The organism is Phaeobacter sp. BS52, from assembly GCF_045040595.1.
GTDB lineage: Bacteria > Pseudomonadota > Alphaproteobacteria > Rhodobacterales > Rhodobacteraceae > Phaeobacter > Phaeobacter piscinae.
The window spans coordinates 120,101-140,902 of record NZ_CP090662.1; the positions used below are offsets into that span (position 1 = coordinate 120,101).

Genomic DNA, 20,802 nt, shown 5'->3' on the forward strand with positions numbered 1-20,802 from the left:
CTGAGAGAGCTGCGGGCGATGCGCCTGCCGTTTTTGGTTGCCTGCGCCTAAGAGGTCGTCTCAACCGCGGGCAACCAGATTGAGAAAACCGCGCCGATGATTTTCCCGTCTTCAACAAGGTTCTCGGCTGAGATTACACCGCCTGCGCGTTGGATCAGGGTTTGGCTGATCGACAGGCCCAGGCCGGTGCCTTCGCCCAGTTTGGTGGTATAGAACGGGTTGAATACCGATGGCAGGTCTTTCGCCGCAATGCCTGACCCGGTATCTGCAACCTCCAGACAGGCACCGCTGACATCATTCCGATCCATTTCGCGCAAGGTCAGCACGAGCTGGCCTGAGCCCTCCATCGCCTGAACGGCGTTTAGGATCAGATTGATCACCACCTGCTGCAGCTCGCCGGGATCAATGCGAACCGCCGGTGTCTCGCTGAACTGTTTGATCACGGCGACGTCCTGTTTGGTCACGACGTGATCGACCAGCACCAAACAGTCCGACACCACCGGTGCCAGATCCAGGCTTTCCTCAAAGGTTCCGAACTCAGTCGGGCGGGCGAATTGCAGCAGCTTGCCGACGATGGCGCTGATCCGCAGGATTTGATCGTCGATTAGCGCCAGCTCCGTTTCCACGTCCTCGGTCGCAGTGCCGAGTGTCATCCGCATCACATCGACGTTGCCCTGAATGACCGCGATCGGATTGTTGATCTCATGGGCGACACCGGCGGTGATCTCACCAATTGAGGCAAGTTTCTCGCTCATCACCAATTGCTTATAAGTGGCTTCCAGTTTGTCATTGGCGGCGCGCAGTTCTGCGGTGCGTTGGTCAACGCGGTCGTTCAGCTCACCCGCCCAGTCGCGCAGTTTCTGGTCTCGGTCCTGGACCTGATCCAACAGACTATCAAGATGGGCTGCAACCTGGCCGATTTCATCACGCCGCCCCACATTCCCATTGCGCGCTGCCAAGTCGCCACGTTCCACACGAGCCATGGTCTGGCTCATCTGCTCCAACGGTGCAAAGATCCCCTTGGCCAGCCATAAAAACAAAGGTGCCGAGAGTAGCAGGACCGATAGGAAGGACAGGACAACGGTCCAATAGGCGGAGACTTTGGCTGCGGCAAACGGCGCCTCAAGAAAGCCCACATAGAGCATGCCGACTCGTTTTCCGAAACTGTCGGTCAGTGGCAGATAGCCTGAGATATACCAGTCATTCACCACGAAGGCGCGGTCGAGCCAGGTTTGCCCGTCCCCCAGAACAGCGTCTCGCACGGCTTGCGAGACGCGGGTTCCGAGGGCGCGGACATCCTCAAACAGGCGAACGTTGGTGGAAATGCGGGTGTCATCCAGAAACAGCGTCGCGGTGCCCTTGCGGCTGATCCGGTGACTGTCGCCGAGATAAACCAAGGCGTTGATCGTATCGATGAAGTCCAGATCCCGGTTCAGCAGCCTCCCCGCCACCAGCACGCCTTCGCTGCCCGGGTTGGACACCGGTGCAGCAGAGTGGATGACCATGCCGCGATCTTCGGCGGGGCGGGTGGTGGGGGCGGCAGCTTCGGTCTCAATCAGCGGAATGCGGGCGCGGTCGCGCAGATCGGCAGAGATCACATCGAGATCTGCGGCAGTGAAGATGTCGATTTCCGAGGCCAGATCCCCTTGGGCGGCGCGGTTTATGACCGGCCAGCGACGGGCATCCCGGTCAATGTTGCGCATCGGCAGATAGTAGAGGAAATCGAGCCTGAGCGCCTGTCTGCGTTGGTCCAGATACTTCAGTTGATCCTGTAGCGGCGCGCGCAGGACCTCGGCAAATTGGGTTGAACTGGCGATGGCCGCCAGATCATCGCCACTGTTTGCCTGCAGCTGTCGCAGGTATTGGTCAGCGATTTTCAGGTCGCTTTCTACGTTGACGATCAGGACGTTATCGTAGTCGGCGTTCCACCGGGCCATTGCCACGACCAGAAGCAGCGGCATCACCACGCTGAGCGGCAGGAGCGCGAGCAGAAGGAGGCGAAGCCGAACAGATTTCAAGGTGATGATTTCCTGTGGACAGCGGGCACATCAGAACCCGGGCAAGCCCAAATGTGCGGGATCGCCTGACTGTCGCATGATGCGGATTGGCGGGGCAAGCCCGGACAGGCTGATCCTGCCGAGCCGTCCCCAATCAGGCCGGGATTTCCTTGCCCGCCCAGTCAAACACCCGACCGCTGTCACCGGGGGACAGGCCGTCGATAACCTGAGCCAGATATGCTGCGGATTGGGACGGCTCGAACAACGCAGATTCAGGAACATTTTTGGAGAACGGACCCGAAAGCGGCGTTCGTACCGTGCCGGGATGCAGCCCGACGCAGATCATCTGATCATTGCTGCGGGCCGTCTCGATTGCGTAGTTGCGGATCAGCATGTTCAGCGCTGCTTTTGACGCGCGATAGGCATGCCAGCCGCCAAGGCCGTTGTCGCTGATTGAACCGACCCGCGCTGACAGCGCTGCAAAGACGGCACGCCCCTTGCGTGGCATGATCGGCAGCAGATGTTTGGCAACATTGGCGGGGGCAAAGGTATTTATTTCAAAGACTTTCCTGAAAGCCTCAGGATCCTGCTGGCGGTAGCTTTTTTCGGGTGTGAGGCCCGTCTCATCGGACAGGATACCGGTCGCGACAAGCACGAGATCCGGCGCGATATCCCGGCTACGCAGAGTGTTGGCCAGCTCGCTAAGCTGTGCGTCGTCAGTTATGTCCACTTGGTGCGTATCGACCTTGGGGCGCGATGGCAACGTGCTGCGGGCCACTGCGGTCAGACTGGCGGGGGACTGCGCCGCATAGTGATCCACCAATGCCGATCCGATACCGCCCGTGGCGCCAATAATCACGATATTTTGTGGCGCGCTCATTTACCCGCTCCCATCAGGCGCAGGAACAACTTGCGCGGCAGGTACTTTCCGACCGTGAATACCCAGGCAAATGGTGCCGGGAAACTGGTGCTGAAGCGTCCGCTTTTCATGGCTTTCATGCAGGCTTCCGCCGCCTCATCCGGGGTCTGGATCATGGGCATGTTGAAGTCATTTTTTTCGGTCAGCCGGGTCTTGATGAAACCGGGATTGATCACTTGGATCTTGATTGGTGTCTGGAATAGATCCGCCTGGAGGTTTTCCGCCATGTGCATAACGGCGGATTTGGATGCGCCATAGCCTGTGGCGCCTGGAAGACCCGTATGACCGGCGAGGGAGCCGATCAGGACGATATGCCCCTCATTGGCGGCCACCATCTGAGGCACGACACGGCCGACCACACGAATGGCCCCCATGAAGTTCACATCACAGATCAGCTCAACCTTGTCGGCGTCCCAGTCCTGCGCGGGCATCGGGTCGTAGGCGCCTGCGCAGTAGAGGATGCCATCCACCTTGCCGATTTGGGCAACAGCGGCGCTGATTGCATCACTGTCGGTCACATCCAGTGGGAGGGCGGTGGCGTTTCCCAATTCGCCCGCGAGATCCTGCAAGCGTTCTTCGCTGCGGGCCGAAAGCACCAGCCGCGCCCCGGCGGCGTCCAGTTTTTGGGCAATGGCGCGGCCCAACCCTTCGCTGGCGCCGACGATCCACCAAGTTTGTCCTGCAAACATCTTAGTTTCCTTTCGGACGTATGGTGGCCACCAGTTCGGCGACCTTGATGCCGAACTTGCGCATTTCAGAGCGGTTCATGATGGTGCCGTTCTCCATCAAATACATCCAATCGGTGACGTCCAGCACATGACCGCCCGCGCTTTCGGGGAGGCGGATGCGATAGGTCAGGCGCACGGTTGCACCTGTTTGCTGACCCTCGCCGGTGCCGATGATGTCGTCTGCGGTCGCCGTGAACGCGCCGTCCTCCCCCATGGTGAGAAACCACTTGCGTTGCTGCGTGCCGCTGCTGGCATAGGAAAAATCCTCGCTTAACGTACCGGTGTTGCCATCCCACGCCCCGTTCATCGTGGCAACAAAACGCGATACCACACGTCCCATTGGACCGTAGATCATACCTTCGGAGATCATTTCACCGCTTAGATGTGTGCGGATGTCGAAGTCGGGACCGGTGTCGGCGTAGTGCTGGGGGCGTTGGCTGCGAAACCCGAAACCGGGCCGGAGCAGTGCAAGCAGCAGCACCACGATGATCGCTACAAGCAGGAGTTTCATGGTGCGGTGACCTTTCTTGGAAGTCGCAGGAGCATCGCAATTGCGATGAGTTTGATACAGCAGGGAATGATGGCATAGGCCCATGTCAGGGTCTGGAGTGCGGCGGTACTGTTCTGGCCGCCGGGGGTAAAGCCGCTGAGTTGCAGCAGTGGCAAAAGCAGGACCGCAGCTGCCGCAAGCGCCAGTTTGGCGGCAAAGGACCAGAGCCCAAAGGCCTGCCCGCCCTGCAACCCGGCCCGTGCCAACATGCGCGAGAACAGCACGGGAAGGATAACCATATCCGCGCCAAGTGCGGCACCAGATCCGACGCAGATCAGGGCAAATCCGAGCGCGGCACCAGCAGGCAGAAACGCTGCGGAAACGAATGACAGGATCGCCAAAATCATGGCCGGAAACAGCACGTTGCGCGCCCCATAGCGGTCAGCGGCTCGAGTCCATAGCGGTACCGAAACTCCTGCGGAGAGGAAAAACAACACCAGAAAGGGGCTTAGCCATATCGGGCAGTGCCAGCTTGTCCTCGACAAAGAACAGAAACAGCGTTGAGGTCATGGCGACGGGCAGGCTGTTGACCAGAGCCAAGGCCAGAAGGCGAAAGCCACCAGCCTCACGCAGGGCGGTAATCGACAGGGGCTGCTCCGGGCGCGGGGTCGTGGTCCATAGACCGCGGGTCAGCCACCAGACCGCAATGCAAAGCCCTGCAAGCATCGCGCCAAAGGCAGGATAACCGCCCTGACCGGCCCCCAGTGCACCCAACAGGCTGGGGGCGAGGGCGGCCAGAATGATCCCGACCAATGTGCCACCCTCGCGAAATCCGGCAAGGCGGATCAGCGCCTCCGGACTGCCGCACGAGTGCGGTGCTTTGTCCATAAAACAGCACGGTGCCCAGACTGTAGGCTGTGAACAGCAACACCAATGCAATCACCAGCCAGGGCAACACGCCACCGGCAGTTGGGCGATACGTGTAGAGTAGGAGGAACCCCACAGCCATCCCAAAGGCCGCCAGTGCCGCAAAGGTCGCCCGCTCCTGTGGCCAGCGGTCGGTGATCCAGCCCAGCAGCGGGTCCTGCACGAAATCAAGCACCCGTATTCCGGCCAGCACTGCCGCCAAGGTGGCCAGGCTCACCCCAAGCTCCGCCGTCGCAAAACGTGGCAGATGAATGTAGAGCGGCAGGCCAGCAGCAGCCAGCATCATGGCAAACAGAGAAACACGGGTGGCTTGCATCAGTTGCCCCTGAGCCGACTGGACAGGCGTGCGGACCGGCTGTTGGGAGACAGCCAGATATTCAAAAACCGTTTGCGAGCCTCTGCATGGCGCACATCACAGGTCCGCCGACCATTGAGGTAAAGGGCCACCTGGTTCGGATTCTGTGTAGTGGCGACAAAACTGTCCCCGGCTGCCACATCGCGAAAGCAGGTTTCCAGCTTCGCAATCAGTCGCTCCTGATCTGCGCGTGGTCCCTCAAGCCGGGTCAGTTCAGCGGCAGTCGCCTTGGTCAGCTGCGCCCGCGTGAACCCGCGCCGATAGCTGAGCTTTAGCGCCATAGGTGTTTGCCAATCGAAGCGGTTTTGACCCTCTGCAAACAGGCTTGCATCATATAGCGGCAGGCCGAACCAGCGGAAGGTGACCTCACCCAGTTTGATCGGAGATTTAAGGCCGGTCTCCGCCGTTGCTGCGCTGCTGAAGCTGCTCAGGATCACAGCCAGCCCCAATGCAAAAGCTGCCATGACCGAGCGATGACGCATCCGGCGGATCTTGGTAACACGGGGCTGGCGCGGATCAGGCATGGGCCAGCTCCACCTGTACAACATCGGTTTGCCCGACCTCAAAGGACGCAGCACAGGTTTCCAGATAATACCGCCAGTTGCGCAGGAAGGCATCGCCATAACCCAGGGCCTGGATCTTTGCCGTCATCGCAGAAAGCCGGGCCGCCCACTCGCGGCAGGTGCGGGCGTAATCCTGACCAAAGGCAAAGTTATCCGTGACTTTCAGCCCGGCGGTGCGCGCCTGATGAGAAATGACGGCATCGGACAACAACATGCCACCGGGGAAGGTGTATTGGCGGATATAGTCCGAGGATTGTCGATAGATATCGAAATAGCTGTCCTGCACCGTGATCGCCTGCACCACGGCACGGCCATCATCCGCGAGGCGGTTTTTCAGGGTGGAGAAATAGCTGGGCCAGTATCGTTCGCCCACGGCCTCGACCATCTCAATGGAGACGATATTGTCGAATTTGCCTTCCGATTTACGATAGTCGCAGAGCCGGATGTCGGCCCGTCCATCCAGCCGTGCATCGGCATAGCCGAACTGGCTGGGCGAGATCGTCAGGCCGGTGACATGGCGGCCCTGTTCGGCGGCGCGATCGGCGAACCCGCCCCAACCGCAGCCGACCTCCAACACCCGGTCCCCCGCGTTCAGACGGCTGAGCACGCGGTCATATTTTCGAGTTTGGGCGCGAGCCAGATCATTGTCGCCGGGGGCAAACAGCGCCGATGAATAGGTCATGCTTTCGTCCAGCCACAGCTGGTAGAATTCATTGCCGACATCATAATGCGCCTTGATGTTGCGCGACGCGCCTTTGATTGAGTTGGCGCGCAACATCCGGTCCACAACACGGTATTTCAGCCCCGCCCAGAAGCTGGGGTAGGCATAGTCGGTGAGATGATCGAGGTTCAGCAACGCCACTTTGATCACATCTTCGATGCTGGGGCTGTCCCAAAGTCCTGAAACATAGGCCTCGCCGAGGCCGATATCCCCGCGGGCAGCCATAGCGGTGATTGCACTCCAGTCATGCAGCTGAATTTCCGCATGCGGGGCGCTAGCGCCGAAATCATGCACATCCCCTTCGGGCGTATGCAGGCGAAGGCTGCCGTTGCGGATGCGGGCGCAGCTGTCGAGAAAATCGTGTTTCACACGTTTGGTAAGAAAAATCATCAGCTGACCTCATGTTCCGGTGGGGTAGGGCGGGGGCGATAGCTCGCGCCCTTCAGTTTTAGTTTCAGCGCCTGCCAATAGATCAGCGCAACCGTGCGCAGGGTTCCGGCAGGTCGGCGCAGGCTGGCACCCAACACGGCGCTGTTGCTCAGCGGTTGGCGGGGGCCTGTCAGGGTCGCCACTACTCCCTGGTCACCATTTTTGTGATCGATGCGGATTGCGATCCGCCGTGGCCCGATGTCGAAATTGAACCAATAGTCTCCCGCGATCTGCTGAAAGGGAGAGACGTGGAATATCTTCTTTGCCTGCAATTTGTCCGACGGGGCAATCGCTGTGAATTTGGGTTTGTGACAGACATAGCTGTGCCGGTCGCCAAAGGTATTGCTGACCTCTGCTATCACGGCGTGCAGCGCGGTGCCCCGAAAGGCGAGCCAGAAACTGACGGGGTTGAATATGTGACCCAGATAGCTTGGTTGCGTCAGCAGCCGGATGGTGATCCCGTCCAGCTTCAAGCCGACGTCGGCAAAGACCCGTTCCGCCCAGGGCAGCCCCGTCCCCCGACGTGGCGGGCCACCGTGATTGCGATCATGCACCGAAAGCAAATTGAAGCGATTGCGCGAGAACAGCAGCGGGCCGTTTTTAGCACGCGGATCAATCAGCACATAGTCCACGCCGTAGCGGAAGCTGTTGGCGATAGCCCCATAGCGGGCATGGGTGGTCTGCCCGGCGATATGATCGGGCCACTGCGTCATCCCACCACCTTTGTGCGCGCGCCGATCCCCCGTGCGACGCGCACCGCGCTGGCAAAACCGTCTTCATGGAAGCCGTGGCGCAGGTAAGCACCTGCAAACCAAGTGTTGTTCCGACCTTGGATATCGCCGATCTGGCTCTGCGCGCGCAGGGCTGCCGTATCAAACACAGGGTGACGAAAGGTTTTCTGATCGTAGATCAGATCGCTTTGCACGTCTTTCACCGGGTTTAGGGAGACAAAAAGCGGGTCATTTTCGTCGATGTTCTGCAGCCGGTTCATCCAGTAGGTTACCCCAATGGCTGCCCGGTCATCGCGGGTGTCGGCCTTGTAGACCCAGGATGACCAGCAGGCGCGGCGGTGTGGCATCTGAGCGCTGTCATGATGCAGGATCATTTCATTGTCCTGATAACGCATGACCCCCAGCGTTGCCTGTTCAGCGCGCGTTGGCTGGCTCAGCAGGCGCAGGCTGTCGTCCGAGTGGCAGGCCATGACCACTTGATCAAAATTCTCGCTGGTGCCGTCAGGCAGATGGATAGACACGCCGTCTGCCGTGCGCTCGACACTGCGCACTGGGGTGCCCGGACGCAGCTGACAGCCCATCTGTTCCAGTCGACTGGTCAGACGGCGCACGTATTCGATGCTGCCACCTTTGACCGTCCACCACTGGTGTTGACCTGAGGCACTGAGCAGGGCGTGATTGCGAAAAAACCGCACCAGAGACTGGGCCGGAAAGCCACGGATCTCATCTGGCGGGGTGGACCAGATCGCGCCACAGATCGGCATCAGATAGTAGCGCTGGAACCAATCCCCCAATTTCAGATCATTGACCAACTCACCAATGGTGACGCTGTCGCTTTTGGCCACCTGTTCGGCATTGGCATTGAAGCGCAGGATATCCCTGACCATGCGGAAAAATGCGGGTCGCGCAATGTTGCGACGCTGCCCCAGCAGCGCTCCAAGATCTCGCAGCCCGTATTCCACGCGTCCATCACCGATGCTGGCGCCAAAGCTCATGTCGCTCTTGACGACGGGGACCTCCAAATCGCGAAACATCGACGTCAGATGTGGATAATTCACATAGTTGAAGACGATGAAGCCCGTATCAACCGGCTGATCCCCATTGCGCCCGGCCATCACCGTGCGGGCGTGACCCCCCAGCCGCGGGGCTGCCTCAAACAGGGTGACATTATGCGTCTTTGCCAGCAGCCAGGCTGTGGCCAGCCCGGAAATCCCGCCGCCTACGACGGCGATACGCTCGCGAGCGGATGATAATGCGTCAAAGGACATGCTGTCTCCATCTATGATTTCAAGTTGTTACGCGGCTTCTGCCCGAGCGGATCAAAAAAGGTGACAGCAGATTTTGATGAATTGGGGAAAATACGAAAAAAATTCGGCGCAGAGTGATCCAGCGCCGGAAAACCTGCGTAATGCATACATGTTGACCACGCTGAGCGATCCAACTCTTGCAGCCCCTGCGCCGCCCGTTACGGTAGACCGTGACACAAGTGCATTGCGCGAAAGGAAAAAAGTGGAACGGGAGAGCTTGTCTGATCAGACACTCTGGATGCTGGCCGTGCGCGATAACCGCTGCAAGGTGGCGTTTGGACGGCTGTTCGACTATTTTGCGCCGCGCCTTAAGGGGGTGATCTGCCGGTCCGGTATGCCGCCCAGTCAGGCCGAAGAGGTGGTGCAAGACGTCATGCTGACCGTGTGGCGCAAAGCGGCGATGTTTGATCCGGAGCGGGCACAGGTGTCGGCTTGGGTTTACCAGATCGCCCGCAACAGGCAGATCGACGTGATCCGCAAGGAGCGCCGACCAATCCCGGAAGAGCTGAAGCTTCCGGAAGAAACACAGGAAGATGCAGCGCAGATTCTGGCGCTGGATCAGGAAACATCAAAGCTGCGCGCCGCCCTTGCGCGGTTGAAACCTGCCCAGCGTGAGATGGTCGAAAAGGCCTATTTGGGCGAACTAACCCATGCGGACATTCGGGAACAAACCGGGCTGCCATTGGGAACAATCAAATCCCGCATCCGCCTCGGACTTGAGCGGTTGCGTCACGAGTTGAAGGAACAAGGACTATCATGACCGGCGTACGCCATCATATCCCTGACCCGTTGTTGGTGGCTTATGCCTCTGGCAACTTGCCCTATGCCTATTCGCTGGTCGTGGCGACCCATCTGTCGATGTGTGACAGTTGCCGCACCCGGCTGTCTGCGCATCAGGCTGTTGGAGGTTCCGTGTTGGAAGCCTGCGGCACCCGGGATCTTTCGAATGATCTGCGGGATCGCGTGTTCGCCGAGTTGGATGAGCCTTACGAGGAGGCGCCGCAGTTTACCCGTTCCGGTATTTTTCCGGCGCCGGTCATGCAGGCGCTCGGTGGCTTGCCGCCCAAGTGGAAGTCCCTTGGTATGGGGGTGCGTCAATCCATCCTGAGCCATGAAGACGGGGGCAGCGTTCGGCTGTTGTATATCCCGTCGGGGCAGGCGGTACCGGACCACGGCCACAATGGGCTGGAGCTAACATTGGTGCTGCAGGGCGCGTTTCGTGATGAGACAGGGCGCTTCGGCGTTGGCGATTTGGAAGTTGCCGACGATGATCTGGAACACACGCCGATCGCCGAGGAGGGTGAGACCTGCATTTGTCTGGCCGCAACCGACGCCGCGCTGCGGTTCCGGTCGCTGGTGCCGCGTCTGCTGCAACCAATCTTCCGCATCTGAACATAACAGCGGCTACATCGGGACAACGGTCGTTGTGCGACACCCCGGTTATGAGAAAGGGCTGCCCTAAGGCAGCCCTTTTTGCGTAGTCATCGACGGCAGGTCTGGCGTTCAGTCCTTCATCACCTTGCCCATGTGGCGGCCGGTGTCGACCATCCGGTTGGAGAACCCCCATTCATTGTCATACCAGCTGACAACCCGCACCAGCCCTTCGGCAGTGACAGCGGTCTGCGGCGCGGCAAAGCAGGAGGAATGCGGGTCGTGGTTGAAATCAATGGAGACCAACGGATCAGTCTCATAGGACAGGATACCAGCCAGAGCCCCTTCGGAGGCGGCCTTCATTGCGTCGTTGATCGCGTCGACTGTCGCAGCTTTCTCAGGAATGAAGCTGAGGTCCACCACGGATACATTTGGTGTCGGTACGCGGATTGCCGACCCCTCCAGACGACCTTTGAGATGCGGCAGCACTTCCGAGATCGCCCGTGCCGCACCGGTCGACGTGGGGATCATCGACAGGGCAGCCGCGCGGGCCCGGTAAAGATCCTTGTGGCTGGTGTCATGGGTCGGCTGATCACCGGTGTAGGCGTGGATGGTGGTCATATACCCGGTCTTGATGCCAAATGTGTCATCCAGAACCTTGGCGACGGGCGCCAGACAATTGGTGGTGCAGGAGGCGTTGGAGACGATCACGTCGTCCTTGGTCAGGTCATCATGGTTGACACCAAACACCACGGTACGGTCGACATCCTTGCCCGGTGCAGAAATCAGAACCCGCTTGGAGCCATTCTTCAAATGTTTGGCGGCGGTGTCACGGCTGGTAAACAGGCCAGTGCATTCATACGCAATATCGACGTCTTGCCAGGGCAGTTCTTCTGGATTGCGGATCGCGGTCAGGCGAATGCTGTGGTTGCCCACTTGCATGGTGTCGCCATCCACCTTCACGGGGGCGCGCAGCTCAGCCATGCACACTGTCGTATTTCAGCAGATGGGCCAGAGTTTCAGCCGGGGACAGATCATTGATGGCCACAACCGAGATATCGTCGGCGTTGCTCTCCAGCAGGGCACGCAAAACGCCGCGGCCAATGCGTCCAAATCCATTGATAGCAATTTTCAGGGTCATATGTGCAACTCCGGTGATGATGTGGGGCAGCCCTCAACGGGCGCACCCGGTGGTCTGACAGTTGCCGCATCGTTATCGCTAACAGTGACAAAAATCAAGCCCGTTCGCGGCGCAAGCTGCTGATGTCGAAATCGTCTCGGTGACGATGCGGCGACAGCCTGTTCTGCTCAGGCATGCAACACAGCCCCTGCGCGATCTCGACGCGCCGGGCGGTCGGCCAGCCGCAACCGCGTCTGGGCCAGGATCAGTCTGCTGCTGGCCGACCGTCAGCCTCTCACATGTACCTGCACTGCCAAGTATCAATGAATAGCGCATGTGGTGATTTGCCGTTAATGAATGCACGCTATAATTGTTTTACCGCTTGCAATCCGAGGGAGTTTTCATGCCACTTCGAACTATCGTGTTGCTGGTCATCGCACCGTTGTTTTTACTGGCGGGGTATTTTGCCTACAGCGAGATTTCCAAACAAAGAGAGCTGCATGTGCAGGCCGGGCGTACCGCCCAGACTGCCCGCGAAGACAGCGCAATCAGCGATGTGATCCATGAGCTGCAAAAGGAGCGGGGGTATTCGGTTGGCTATGTCTCATCTGACGGGCTGACCTTTCCAGAGGAGTTGATCAGGCAGCGTGGCCGAACAGATCAGGTCATTGCATCGGCATTATCCGATATAGATCTTATCGCGACAAACCACCGGGAGGAATTTGATCACGCGGTCAGACGGTTGCAGACCTTGGCGCAGATGCGGCGGCGCATCGACGGAGGGGACCGACACGGGAACGCCGCGATCCAGGAGGTGATCAGTTCTTATTCCGAGCTGATTGACACTCTGGTGGGGCTCGCGCGGGCGAGTACCGGATCTGACAGATCGACAGAATACCACGCGTTGCGGCAGGCGCGTTTTCTGATCAGTTCCGCGAAGGAGAAAGCAGGATTGGAGCGGGCCACCGGTGCGGCAGGTATCGTAAAGGTGTTTTCTCTCTCGCTGCAGGAGGAGCTGACCTCCCTGCGGCGCGGGCAGCTTACCATCCTGAACGAAGCCGAGCGCCGTGAAAGGCAGCGCAGCCTGGCTCCCTACACTGCAGAGAACGCGACAATATATGGCGCTGAACGAATTGCACGAGACCGTTGTCGCAACCGAAGCCACCATCGGCACGCCCCCCGTCACGCGCGCGCAGTGGATTACGGCGTCGACGGCCTGGATTGATCTTTTGCGGCAAGAAGAAAGTGTTATCACAGCCGAACTCGTTTTCCTCGCCAGTCAGCTTGAGCAGGAGACCGCATCGCAGCTAACAGAACTGATCTGGTTCTCCCTCTTCGCGGCGCTTTCGGCCGCAGCATTTGTGGTGGTGGCGCTGAAGTAGCGGTCGCTGATGATGGCGGCAGAAAACACCAGGATCCCGGCCCTAGCGCGAGCGTCAGCTTCTAAGTTCAGAAGACTAGTCAGAGGCGTGTATCAGCCCCCTGCGATGTACGCGGTTGGGTCAGGGGTAGGGCAAATGCAAGTATCAATCAGCCTTTCGTAGAGCGGCTCTCGAATGATGGCTCTGGGTGCGGACTCGTCTGAGGCACCGGCCGATCGCTCAGGTGCGCGCGGCCTCGAATGCACTCCAGGCGGTCTCGAAGGCCTCAAAATCAAACCCCTCTTCACGGGCGGGATCCAGCACCAGCTTTTCCGTCTCCAGTAGCTTGCGGATTGCGCCCTCAAGATGCGGCAGAACCGCAGGTGGAATAACCAACGCGCCGTGGCGATCGGCGTGAACCAGATCGCCGTCGCTGATCTGGAGGCCAAAAACCGTGACAGGTGTGCCGATTTCCTTCACGTGAACAAACCCATGCGATGGGCCGATAGATCCGGCAACGACCGGAAACCCCTCGGGCAGGTCACCCAGATCGCGCATCACCCCGTTGGTCAAGGCGCCGCTGAGACCGAAGCCTCTGTGAACGGTGGTGTTGATTTCACCCCAATAGGCGCCAATGCAGTTGGGAAAATCAACATCCTCAACCACTGTTACGGCGGGGCGGGGGCCGTTTGCCATGTGGCGATAGTAATCCATGCGCCGTGCCTTGATCACCTCGGGCGGCTCGGTGGGGGGCGCCAGCGCCGAGATCCTGGCGGTCCGCGCATAGCCGACCATGGCGCCTGTTTCGGGTGCTGAGGCCAGCATGGTGCCGCGGGTGAATGCGTTGAAGCCGCGTTTGCCTTCGGCGACCTCAATCGCGTTGCAAACAGTAGGGGTGTCGACGTGGCGCAGCAGGTCCAGAAGTGTCGGGGTCATAGGCTCTCCAGCCAGCGACGCAGGGCCGCTGTGGTTTGGTCAGGGGTTTCCAGCGTCGGCAGATGACCGGCACCATCGAGGATTTCCAGATGGCTCTGGGGGAGCAGCTCATGCATCAACTCATGACGGTGCGGCGGGCAGAGTGCATCATCGCGCCCGCAGAGCACCAGTGTAGGTCTGTCGAACTGGCGCAATGTTTCGCATTGATCGGGGCGATCGCGCAGCGCCTTGGACTGGCTGATGAACAGCTCCGGTCCCAGATCGAGCGCCATTGCCATACAGAGATCAAGGATCTGAGCCCGGTTGGGGCCTTCGGTCAGGTAATTGGGCTTCATCTCATCGCGCATCACCTGTTCCAGCCGTCCCGCGCGCGCCGCTGCCATCTGTGGCCCTCGGCGGGCTTGCACTTCGGGTGTTTCGGACAGCGGATTGGTGTCCATCAGGGCCGCGCCGAGAATGCGTTCGGGGGCCTGCCGGATCAGCTCCATCGCGAGAATGCCGCCCATGGACAGCCCGGCCACGGCAAATCGCAGGGGGGCAATCTGCAGTATCGACTGCGCAAGCGCGACCATGCTGTCGGCCTGGCCGATGGGGGCGGTCATCAACGGGACATGACCCGACAATGCTGCGACCTGTGGCTGAAACAGCCGCGCATCACACATCATGCCAGGGAGCAGCAGGAGCGGTGTCACGCCCGCCCCGCCGCGAGTCTTGCACCTTCGGACAGGGCTGAGAGTTTGGCATAGGCGATATCGGGATCAACCGCGCCAAACCCGGCAAATGTGCCAAAGCCACAGTCTGATCCGGCAATCACCCGGTCCTGACCCAGAATATCGGTAAATCGCTCAATACGCTGGGCGACGACCTCCGGGTGTTCGACAAAATTGGTGGTGGTATCAACCACGCCGGGCACCAGCACTTTGTCGTCGGGGATCTGCGCCTTGTGGTCACGGAACACCGTCCATTCGTGGGCGTGCCGGGGATTGGAGGTTTCAAACAGCACATACCGCGCCTTGGTCGCCATCAGCGGGGCAAAGACCTTCTCCATAGAGATATCGCAGCAATGTGGCCCCTCGTAGTTGCCCCAGCAGATATGCACGCGGACCTTCTCGGCGGGTACGTCGGACAGCGCGTGATTCAACGCTTCAACGTGCATCTGGGCGACTTTCACAAACTCATCATCGCTCAGATCCGTGAACAGCATGTGACGCGACAGCGCCAGATCCGGGCAATCCAGTTGCAGGTCAAGCCCGGCACCGACGATGGTTTCATATTCGGCCTTCATCGCATCGGCGAGCGCGGCCAGATAGGCTTCGCGCGTCGAATAGTAATCGTTCTGCAAAAACAGGGAGATGACACCGGGGGAGGCAGCATTCATGAACCCGCGATCTGCGCCATGCTCTGCTATCGCGGATTTCAGATTGACGATATCTTTTTCCAGCTCTCCCTGCCCCTTGGAGCGGACCTCTCCGGTGCACATGGGACGGGCATATTGCGGCGTGCCGCCATCGTCCGCGAGCCGTTTCAGAAACCCGGGAAACATCTTGAGATCGGCAGGCGCGTTGCGCGGGCTGTCACCGGAAAACCCGGTGTAGCGGTCCTTTACATAGGTGGCATAGGAAATTTTGGAGGTCTCGCCATCGCTGACAATATCAATCCCGGCCTCGACCTGTTTTTTGACCGTATCACTGACCGCAGCGCGCATGCAGGCATCGAACTCCGCCTGATCAAACGGCTGCTCCCGTTCGCGGGCAAAGATGAAATCGACCACCTCCTGTGATCGGGGAAGGGAGCCTACGTGGGTTGTCTTGACCATGTGCCTGGTGTCCTCAAATCAGATCGGTGACGCGGGGGCGCTGCCCTGAAATTGCCCCCGCGCTACGATTGTCATGCGCGGGGGCGGTTGTTTTAGCTGCCGGTCCAGGTGGCGCTAAGCCGGATCATCGGTGGCGGTGACCCGGTAGAGACTGGCCTCACCGGTCATGGAGGGTTCCAGGCTGTGGCTCTCACCTGCCTTGATCAATGCCGTGTCGCCGGGATTGAGGGTTGTTTCGCCCCCCTCCCAACGCAGCCGCCAGTGGCCGCGCACCGGCATCAACACAGTGTGCTGATCATGGCTGTGCATGTCAGCAGGCAAAGATCCGCGGGTCAGGAAATCGACGCAGAAACCGGGTTTGTCCTTAAGGAGCGCATCCGCACCAATCACCTTCGCCGGTTTGTCACGGGCCAGCGCCATCAGATCCCAGTATCGCGCGACATAGTCACGCACGACGGCTTCGACCGGGACCTCCGGGAATGCAGCCAGCTCGTCCTCACTCAGCAAGGGCATGGGGTTGATGCCGTCGGGCAGGGAAACCCCTTTCTTGCTGTCATAGAGCACGCCGTTTTCACCCAGGACCAGCCCGTGGTCGCGGGCGTCCTCGATCACCTGCGGTGCCCATGTGACACCGCCGCCGGCATCATCACCGCCGAGCACGGCCATGATCATTCCGTAGTCGGTGCCGATGTTCTCAAAACCACGGAAGATGCCCGTCGGAATGTTGAAGATATCACCTTCCTCGGCGACAAATTCACCGGCATCCCCATGGCGGCCCCAGAAAAAGCGCCAACGCCCCTTCAGCACGAAGAAAACTTCGGCAGTGGTGTGACTGTGCAGGGAGTTGCGGCATTTCGGCGGCTGGCCTGCAGCGCCAATGTTGAACCCGATCTGGTCGGTGATATGGACATGCTGGTCCGGGCTTTCGGAAACGCCGCCGCCGATGATGGTGAAGTTTTCCTTCTGGTCGGAACCGGGCGTATGCGCGTCGATGAAGGCGGTTTTGCAGGGGCGCAACTCGCCGTAGCGGACGATGCGGTCTTGAATAGTGCTCATGTGTTTTCTCCGGTTTGGGTATTGGGTTTGACAGGGTTCAAACCCGCACCCCGGGAGGGCGGTTGTTCAGGCGGCGCGCGCGCAGGGAAGCCCGGTGCGTATGATAGCGCCGCGCCGCCTGACTGGCATTCAGATATGAGGTCTGCGCGTTCACTCAGAGGTCGCCCGTCTGCAGCAGGATCTGTTTCCAGACCGATGTTTCGTCAAACAGCGTGTATTCCCGGCGCAGGCCCCAGGGACCGAATTCAGCATGGCTGGCCCCCAGTATGAACACTTCGGCGCCGGTTGGCTTGCCAAAGGCGCCCCAGCCGTCGTGTTTGCCATGCAGGGTCCAGCGCAATGCGGCGCGAGGGGGCATCATGGGATCGTCACGGCCAATCTGGTGCTCGATGGTGAACTTGGCGTTTGGGAAGGATGCACGCAGCCCCATCCAGAACCGATCCACAGGGCCAAAACTGTGGCCGGTGGCACCGCCGGGATATTCCGACTGAACCGCACGATCGTATTCGCTTTCGATCGTACGCATGTCGGCGTTCATGATCCGGGTTAGGATGTCCGCGTATTTCTGTCCCCATTCATTGTCGTTTCCCCGTCCCTTGTAGGGGCCAGGCTGATCGGTGGCTGGGGTATAGGGCTGTTGGCAAGCATCCGGCCCGCCCTCACGCGCGATCAGGTCGCGCGCATAATCTTTGGCGTCCCAGCCCATCTGCTGCACGATCGCGCTCTGGTCGCGGATCAACCATTCATCGTTGATCTGATTGTCGATGGCATGACAGTCGGCGATAATACGGTAGGTGAGCTTTTTGCCCGTTGCTTTGCCATAAACGCCGTCGCCCAGATGCGTCGCCGTGGACAACAGCCGGTGGGAGGACAACATGCCCTCCTCTGGGGTGCCGGACCAGATCACATCTTCACCCAGCAGGGTGCGGTCTGGGAATTCAGCCAGAGTGGCCATGGTAGCCGCAATGACCCCTTCGTTACCTGTGACCACCGACGCAGGCGAGCGCACAACGATGTCGGGCGCGTAGTAGTCGTGCAGGGTGGCAATACCCCGATCTTCCCAGATCTCTTTGGTGATACCGATAATGTAATCGGGGAAGTCTTTGAATTTGGGATCAAAACCCTTCATTTTTCCATCCTTCGGGAATGCGGGCAGAGCCGCGAACAATTAGTGGGCCATCAATGGCAATGCGGCGCGGCCTCTGCGGCGCACCGTTGATTTCGTCCAGCAGAATATCCACCGTAGCCGAGACCATGCGATTGGCGGGCTGACGAACTGTGGTCATGTCGTAGGCGGGCCAGGCGGCGGTAGGCACATCGTCATATCCCACCACAGAAACATCTCCCGGCACGCAAAGCCCCAGTTCGGAGCGCAGCACATCCATCACCGCAAAGGCCATGTGATCATTGCCCACAAACACAGCATCGGGGTGGTCGCCGGTGAACATTTGGCGGGTGGCTTCGGCGGCGGTTTCCATCTTGAAGTTACCTACGCCACGGGCATGCAGTGTCAGCCCGTCTTCGGCCAGACGCTCGCAGAACCCGGTTTCGCGGTCCCGCTGGGTCGAGGCGCCTTCCCAGCTCGGCGATATAGCCGATCTTGCGATGTCCGGCGGCCAGTAGAAACTCCGCGACCTTGCGCCCGCCTGCGTAGTTGTCCGAGGTGACGGCTGACATGCTCTGGTCATCTTGCGACCGGTTGAACAGCACCATCGGCACACCGGCGGCGCGGCAGCGATCTGACAGCTCCGACGACATCGCGACCGAGGCGGCGATAATGCCGTCAACTTGATAATCGAGGATTTCCTCAATCACATTGTCGATGCTGGGGGCCGTGTTGGGGGCCATGAACATCAACACGTGGTAGCCGCGTTCCTGAAGCGCGTTGGACAGTTTCTCCAGTGCCTCCGGATAGAAATGGTTCTCCAAATAGGCCACCACCAACCCGATGATACGCGACCGGCCCGAGACCATGGCGCGCGCCAAAGAGTTGGGCCTGTAGCCCAGGGATTCCGCTGCTGCGCGAACCTTGTCCACGGTTTTTTTCGACGCGGAGGCTCCGGGGGTGAAGACCCGGCTGACAGCGGATTGTGAGACACCCGCAAGCCGCGCCACATCGGCAGAGGTGACTTTCGCGGCGGTCATTCTGCGGTCCACCCGCCATCGATCATCATCGCGGTGCCGGTGATCAGGGCAGAGGCGTCAGAGGCCAGGTAAACCACGCCGCCCATGATATCCTCCACCTCACCGATACGACCCAGCTGGATCTTGCTCTCGATCCAGGCGCGGCGTTCGGGGCGGTCAAAGGTGGACTGCGTGAGCGGCGTCACAATAAAGGTTGGGCAGATGGTATTCACCCGGATACCCGATTTCCCCCATTCGATGGCCATGGATTTCGTGAAACCCTCAACCGCGTGTTTGGTTGCAGAATACACGGCCCGGTCCAGGCCGCCGACCTTGGCCATCTGGCTGCTGATGTTGATGAGGGATCCCGGCTTACCGGCGGCCATCAGCCCCTTGGCCACCGCCTGGGTCAGGAAATAGGCGCCCTTGATATTCAGGTCGATCACCGCGTCGAAATCATCCTCAGTGGTGTCGCTGGCAGGGCTATGGCGCGCCAGTCCGGCGGAGTTCACCAGAATGTCAAAGGCACCGTTTTGGGCGACACACTCATCAATGCTGACCTGAGTGGCGGCGATGTCAGCAACGTCAAGAACCATCGCCTCTGCCTGCATATCGGCGGCCTGCATCTCCGCAACCAGAGCCTCCAGCGGCTCAATCCGGCGGGCAGCAATGGTGACATGGGCCCCGGCCTCGGCCAGGGCCACGGCGCAGGCGCGGCCAATACCGGAGCTGGCCCCGGTCACCAGCGCGCGTTTGCCATCAAGACGGAAAGAAGGGGTGCGGGGCAGGGTCACAGGCGATCTCCGAGTTGTGGGATGGGGCCCGGATTGCGGGCTTTGTTGAACTCGCGCAGTCGGGCCATCACGTCAACGCCAAGCTGCGCATAGAGGTCAAGCAGGTCGACCAAAACCCAGTTTTCCCGGATCAACCCATTCTCCATCCGCCAGAAATCAAGACTGCGTAGATCAATCATCTGGCCGGTGGGGGGAAGCCCCAGCCAGCCATCCGCGGACAGGCTCTGGCGCATGTTTGGCCAGCCGGTAACAGCGGCATAATCGCCATCGCCAAAGAAATGAAAATCCAGCGTCTCATCCTTGGCACCACGATCCGGCATCGCGTTGAGAAAGGGGATCTGATGCCAGTTGCGAAAGCCTGAAACACCGCGCGCAGTCCCAATCCCGGCGGGGCCGTACCAGTTGAAACGCGGATGCCAGAAACGCTCCATCTCCATGACCTCCGGGCCACCCTGCGCCGGGTGGCGCGTCAGATGGGCCAGCATATCCACGATATGGTCGCAGGACGCTGTCGCCCGATCCCGGTCCCATGGTCCGGGGACAAACCCGTCCTGCGTCGCGGGGCCGGGGACAAAAAATTCCCGCCCGAGTGAGGGCGCCATGGGCCAAGCACCGGCCTGCATCATCAGCTCCGGGATGTCCCAGATCGCCTGCATCTCGACGATTTTTCCATCTGAGATGCGATAGAATTCATGGTACCGCATATGGGCGATGTGGCCGGTTGGAGGAATATCCAGCCAAGGTGCCACGAAGGTTCCGATATAATGCCCGCCAGCCCCCAGCCATTGCTCTCCTTTGGCGGTTTCGCTTAGCCATAACGATCCAGTCGCGCCGTTCCAGATCCGGCATGGCGCGCAACAAGGGGGCGTAAGCTGTCCGATAAAGCGCATCCGGGCCGGTCATATCACCAATGGGGTGGCAGAGATGGATCTCAGCTTCGGCAGAAAAATGCGCTGTCATCGCGCTCTGCACCGGGTCCGCCGAAAAATCGCGCATCGCCGAGAATAGTTGAGATAACAGAGCCTTATGGGCGCTAGGATGGTCCATCATTGGTCCG

At 59.9% G+C, this 20,802-nt stretch carries 17 protein-coding genes and 5 pseudogenes; 4 read left to right on the forward strand and 18 right to left on the reverse strand.

The window, feature by feature from the left end:
• Nucleotides 1-47: 47 nt before the first annotated feature.
• The 9 genes and pseudogenes from L0Z65_RS00545 to L0Z65_RS00585 form a co-directional block, all read right to left on the reverse strand.
• Nucleotides 48-2,018, reverse strand: a complete 1,971-nt coding sequence (locus tag L0Z65_RS00545; protein ID WP_405109776.1) for a cache domain-containing protein — start codon at nucleotides 2,016-2,018, stop codon at nucleotides 48-50.
• Between the two features lie 133 nt (nucleotides 2,019-2,151).
• Nucleotides 2,152-2,877, reverse strand: a complete 726-nt coding sequence (locus L0Z65_RS00550; protein WP_405109779.1) for an SDR family NAD(P)-dependent oxidoreductase — start codon at nucleotides 2,875-2,877, stop codon at nucleotides 2,152-2,154.
• Nucleotides 2,874-3,605, reverse strand: a complete 732-nt coding sequence (locus L0Z65_RS00555) for an SDR family NAD(P)-dependent oxidoreductase (protein ID WP_405109782.1) — start codon at nucleotides 3,603-3,605, stop codon at nucleotides 2,874-2,876. The genes L0Z65_RS00550 and L0Z65_RS00555 overlap by 4 nt, the downstream gene beginning before the upstream one ends.
• Nucleotide 3,606: 1 nt before the next feature.
• Nucleotides 3,607-4,155: a DUF3833 domain-containing protein gene (locus tag L0Z65_RS00560; RefSeq protein WP_102896404.1), complete on the reverse strand. Its 549-nt coding sequence runs from the start codon at nucleotides 4,153-4,155 to the stop codon at nucleotides 3,607-3,609.
• Nucleotides 4,152-5,377: pseudogene (locus L0Z65_RS00565) on the reverse strand (MFS transporter). Before L0Z65_RS00565 ends, L0Z65_RS00560 begins: the two are co-directional and overlap by 4 nt.
• Complete coding sequence (locus tag L0Z65_RS00570; protein ID WP_405109785.1) at nucleotides 5,377-5,940, reverse strand: chalcone isomerase family protein; 564 nt, start codon at nucleotides 5,938-5,940, stop codon at nucleotides 5,377-5,379. The pseudogene L0Z65_RS00565 and the gene L0Z65_RS00570 overlap by 1 nt, the downstream one beginning before the upstream one ends.
• The gene (locus L0Z65_RS00575) at nucleotides 5,933-7,090 is read right to left on the reverse strand and encodes a class I SAM-dependent methyltransferase (protein ID WP_405109788.1); all 1,158 of its coding nucleotides are present in this window, start codon (nucleotides 7,088-7,090) and stop codon (nucleotides 5,933-5,935) included. Before L0Z65_RS00575 ends, L0Z65_RS00570 begins: the two co-directional genes overlap by 8 nt.
• Nucleotides 7,090-7,842 carry a DUF1365 domain-containing protein gene (locus L0Z65_RS00580; RefSeq protein WP_405109791.1) on the reverse strand — a complete coding sequence of 251 codons (753 nt, stop codon included), beginning with the start codon at nucleotides 7,840-7,842 and terminating at the stop codon, nucleotides 7,090-7,092. The genes L0Z65_RS00575 and L0Z65_RS00580 overlap by 1 nt, the downstream gene beginning before the upstream one ends.
• The gene (locus tag L0Z65_RS00585; protein WP_405109794.1) at nucleotides 7,839-9,128 is read right to left on the reverse strand and encodes an NAD(P)/FAD-dependent oxidoreductase; all 1,290 of its coding nucleotides are present in this window, start codon (nucleotides 9,126-9,128) and stop codon (nucleotides 7,839-7,841) included. The genes L0Z65_RS00580 and L0Z65_RS00585 overlap by 4 nt, the downstream gene beginning before the upstream one ends.
• Before the next feature lie 148 nt (nucleotides 9,129-9,276).
• On the opposite strand from L0Z65_RS00585, the gene L0Z65_RS00590 reads away from it, so the two are divergent.
• Together L0Z65_RS00590 and L0Z65_RS00595 are read left to right on the forward strand one after the other, a co-directional pair.
• Entirely contained in the window at nucleotides 9,277-9,927 is a 651-nt protein-coding gene (locus L0Z65_RS00590) for a sigma-70 family RNA polymerase sigma factor (RefSeq protein WP_096873193.1), read from the forward strand.
• Nucleotides 9,924-10,559, forward strand: a complete 636-nt coding sequence (locus L0Z65_RS00595) for a ChrR family anti-sigma-E factor (protein WP_405109798.1) — start codon at nucleotides 9,924-9,926, stop codon at nucleotides 10,557-10,559. Before L0Z65_RS00590 ends, L0Z65_RS00595 begins: the two co-directional genes overlap by 4 nt.
• A 111-nt stretch (nucleotides 10,560-10,670) precedes the next feature.
• Here the strand turns inward: L0Z65_RS00595 and gap are convergent.
• A pseudogene (gene gap / locus L0Z65_RS00600) lies at nucleotides 10,671-11,679 on the reverse strand (type I glyceraldehyde-3-phosphate dehydrogenase).
• A gap of 382 nt (nucleotides 11,680-12,061) precedes the next feature.
• Here gap and L0Z65_RS00605 point away from each other — a divergent pair.
• Both L0Z65_RS00605 and L0Z65_RS00610 read left to right on the forward strand, forming a co-directional pair.
• Complete coding sequence (locus L0Z65_RS00605) at nucleotides 12,062-12,883, forward strand: nitrate- and nitrite sensing domain-containing protein (RefSeq protein ID WP_405109800.1); 822 nt, start codon at nucleotides 12,062-12,064, stop codon at nucleotides 12,881-12,883.
• A 4-nt stretch (nucleotides 12,884-12,887) separates the two neighbouring features.
• Nucleotides 12,888-13,040 carry a hypothetical protein gene (locus tag L0Z65_RS00610; protein ID WP_405109802.1) on the forward strand — a complete coding sequence of 51 codons (153 nt, stop codon included), beginning with the start codon at nucleotides 12,888-12,890 and terminating at the stop codon, nucleotides 13,038-13,040.
• Nucleotides 13,041-13,259: 219 nt separating this feature from the next.
• Here L0Z65_RS00610 and L0Z65_RS00615 read toward each other — a convergent pair whose 3' ends face one another.
• From L0Z65_RS00615 to L0Z65_RS00650, 8 genes and pseudogenes are all read right to left on the reverse strand, one after another.
• The gene (locus L0Z65_RS00615; protein WP_405109805.1) at nucleotides 13,260-13,955 is read right to left on the reverse strand and encodes an RraA family protein; all 696 of its coding nucleotides are present in this window, start codon (nucleotides 13,953-13,955) and stop codon (nucleotides 13,260-13,262) included.
• Entirely contained in the window at nucleotides 13,952-14,647 is a 696-nt protein-coding gene (locus tag L0Z65_RS00620; RefSeq protein WP_405109808.1) for an alpha/beta fold hydrolase, read from the reverse strand. Before L0Z65_RS00620 ends, L0Z65_RS00615 begins: the two co-directional genes overlap by 4 nt.
• A complete protein-coding gene (locus tag L0Z65_RS00625) occupies nucleotides 14,644-15,771 on the reverse strand; it encodes a cobalamin-independent methionine synthase II family protein (protein WP_102896413.1) in 1,128 nt (375 codons plus the stop codon). The genes L0Z65_RS00620 and L0Z65_RS00625 overlap by 4 nt, the downstream gene beginning before the upstream one ends.
• A 92-nt stretch (nucleotides 15,772-15,863) precedes the next feature.
• Nucleotides 15,864-16,827 (reverse strand): annotated as a pseudogene (locus tag L0Z65_RS00630) (cupin domain-containing protein).
• A gap of 154 nt (nucleotides 16,828-16,981) precedes the next feature.
• Nucleotides 16,982-17,956, reverse strand: coding sequence for an ester cyclase (locus tag L0Z65_RS00635; RefSeq protein WP_096789696.1), 975 nt, complete (start codon nucleotides 17,954-17,956; stop codon nucleotides 16,982-16,984).
• Nucleotides 17,943-18,972: pseudogene (locus L0Z65_RS00640) on the reverse strand (LacI family DNA-binding transcriptional regulator). The gene L0Z65_RS00635 and the pseudogene L0Z65_RS00640 overlap by 14 nt, the downstream one beginning before the upstream one ends.
• Complete coding sequence (locus L0Z65_RS00645) at nucleotides 18,969-19,745, reverse strand: SDR family NAD(P)-dependent oxidoreductase (RefSeq protein WP_405109812.1); 777 nt, start codon at nucleotides 19,743-19,745, stop codon at nucleotides 18,969-18,971. Before L0Z65_RS00645 ends, L0Z65_RS00640 begins: the two are co-directional and overlap by 4 nt.
• A pseudogene (locus L0Z65_RS00650) lies at nucleotides 19,742-20,741 on the reverse strand (ester cyclase). Before L0Z65_RS00650 ends, L0Z65_RS00645 begins: the two are co-directional and overlap by 4 nt.
• Between the last annotated feature and the right edge of the window lie 61 nt (nucleotides 20,742-20,802).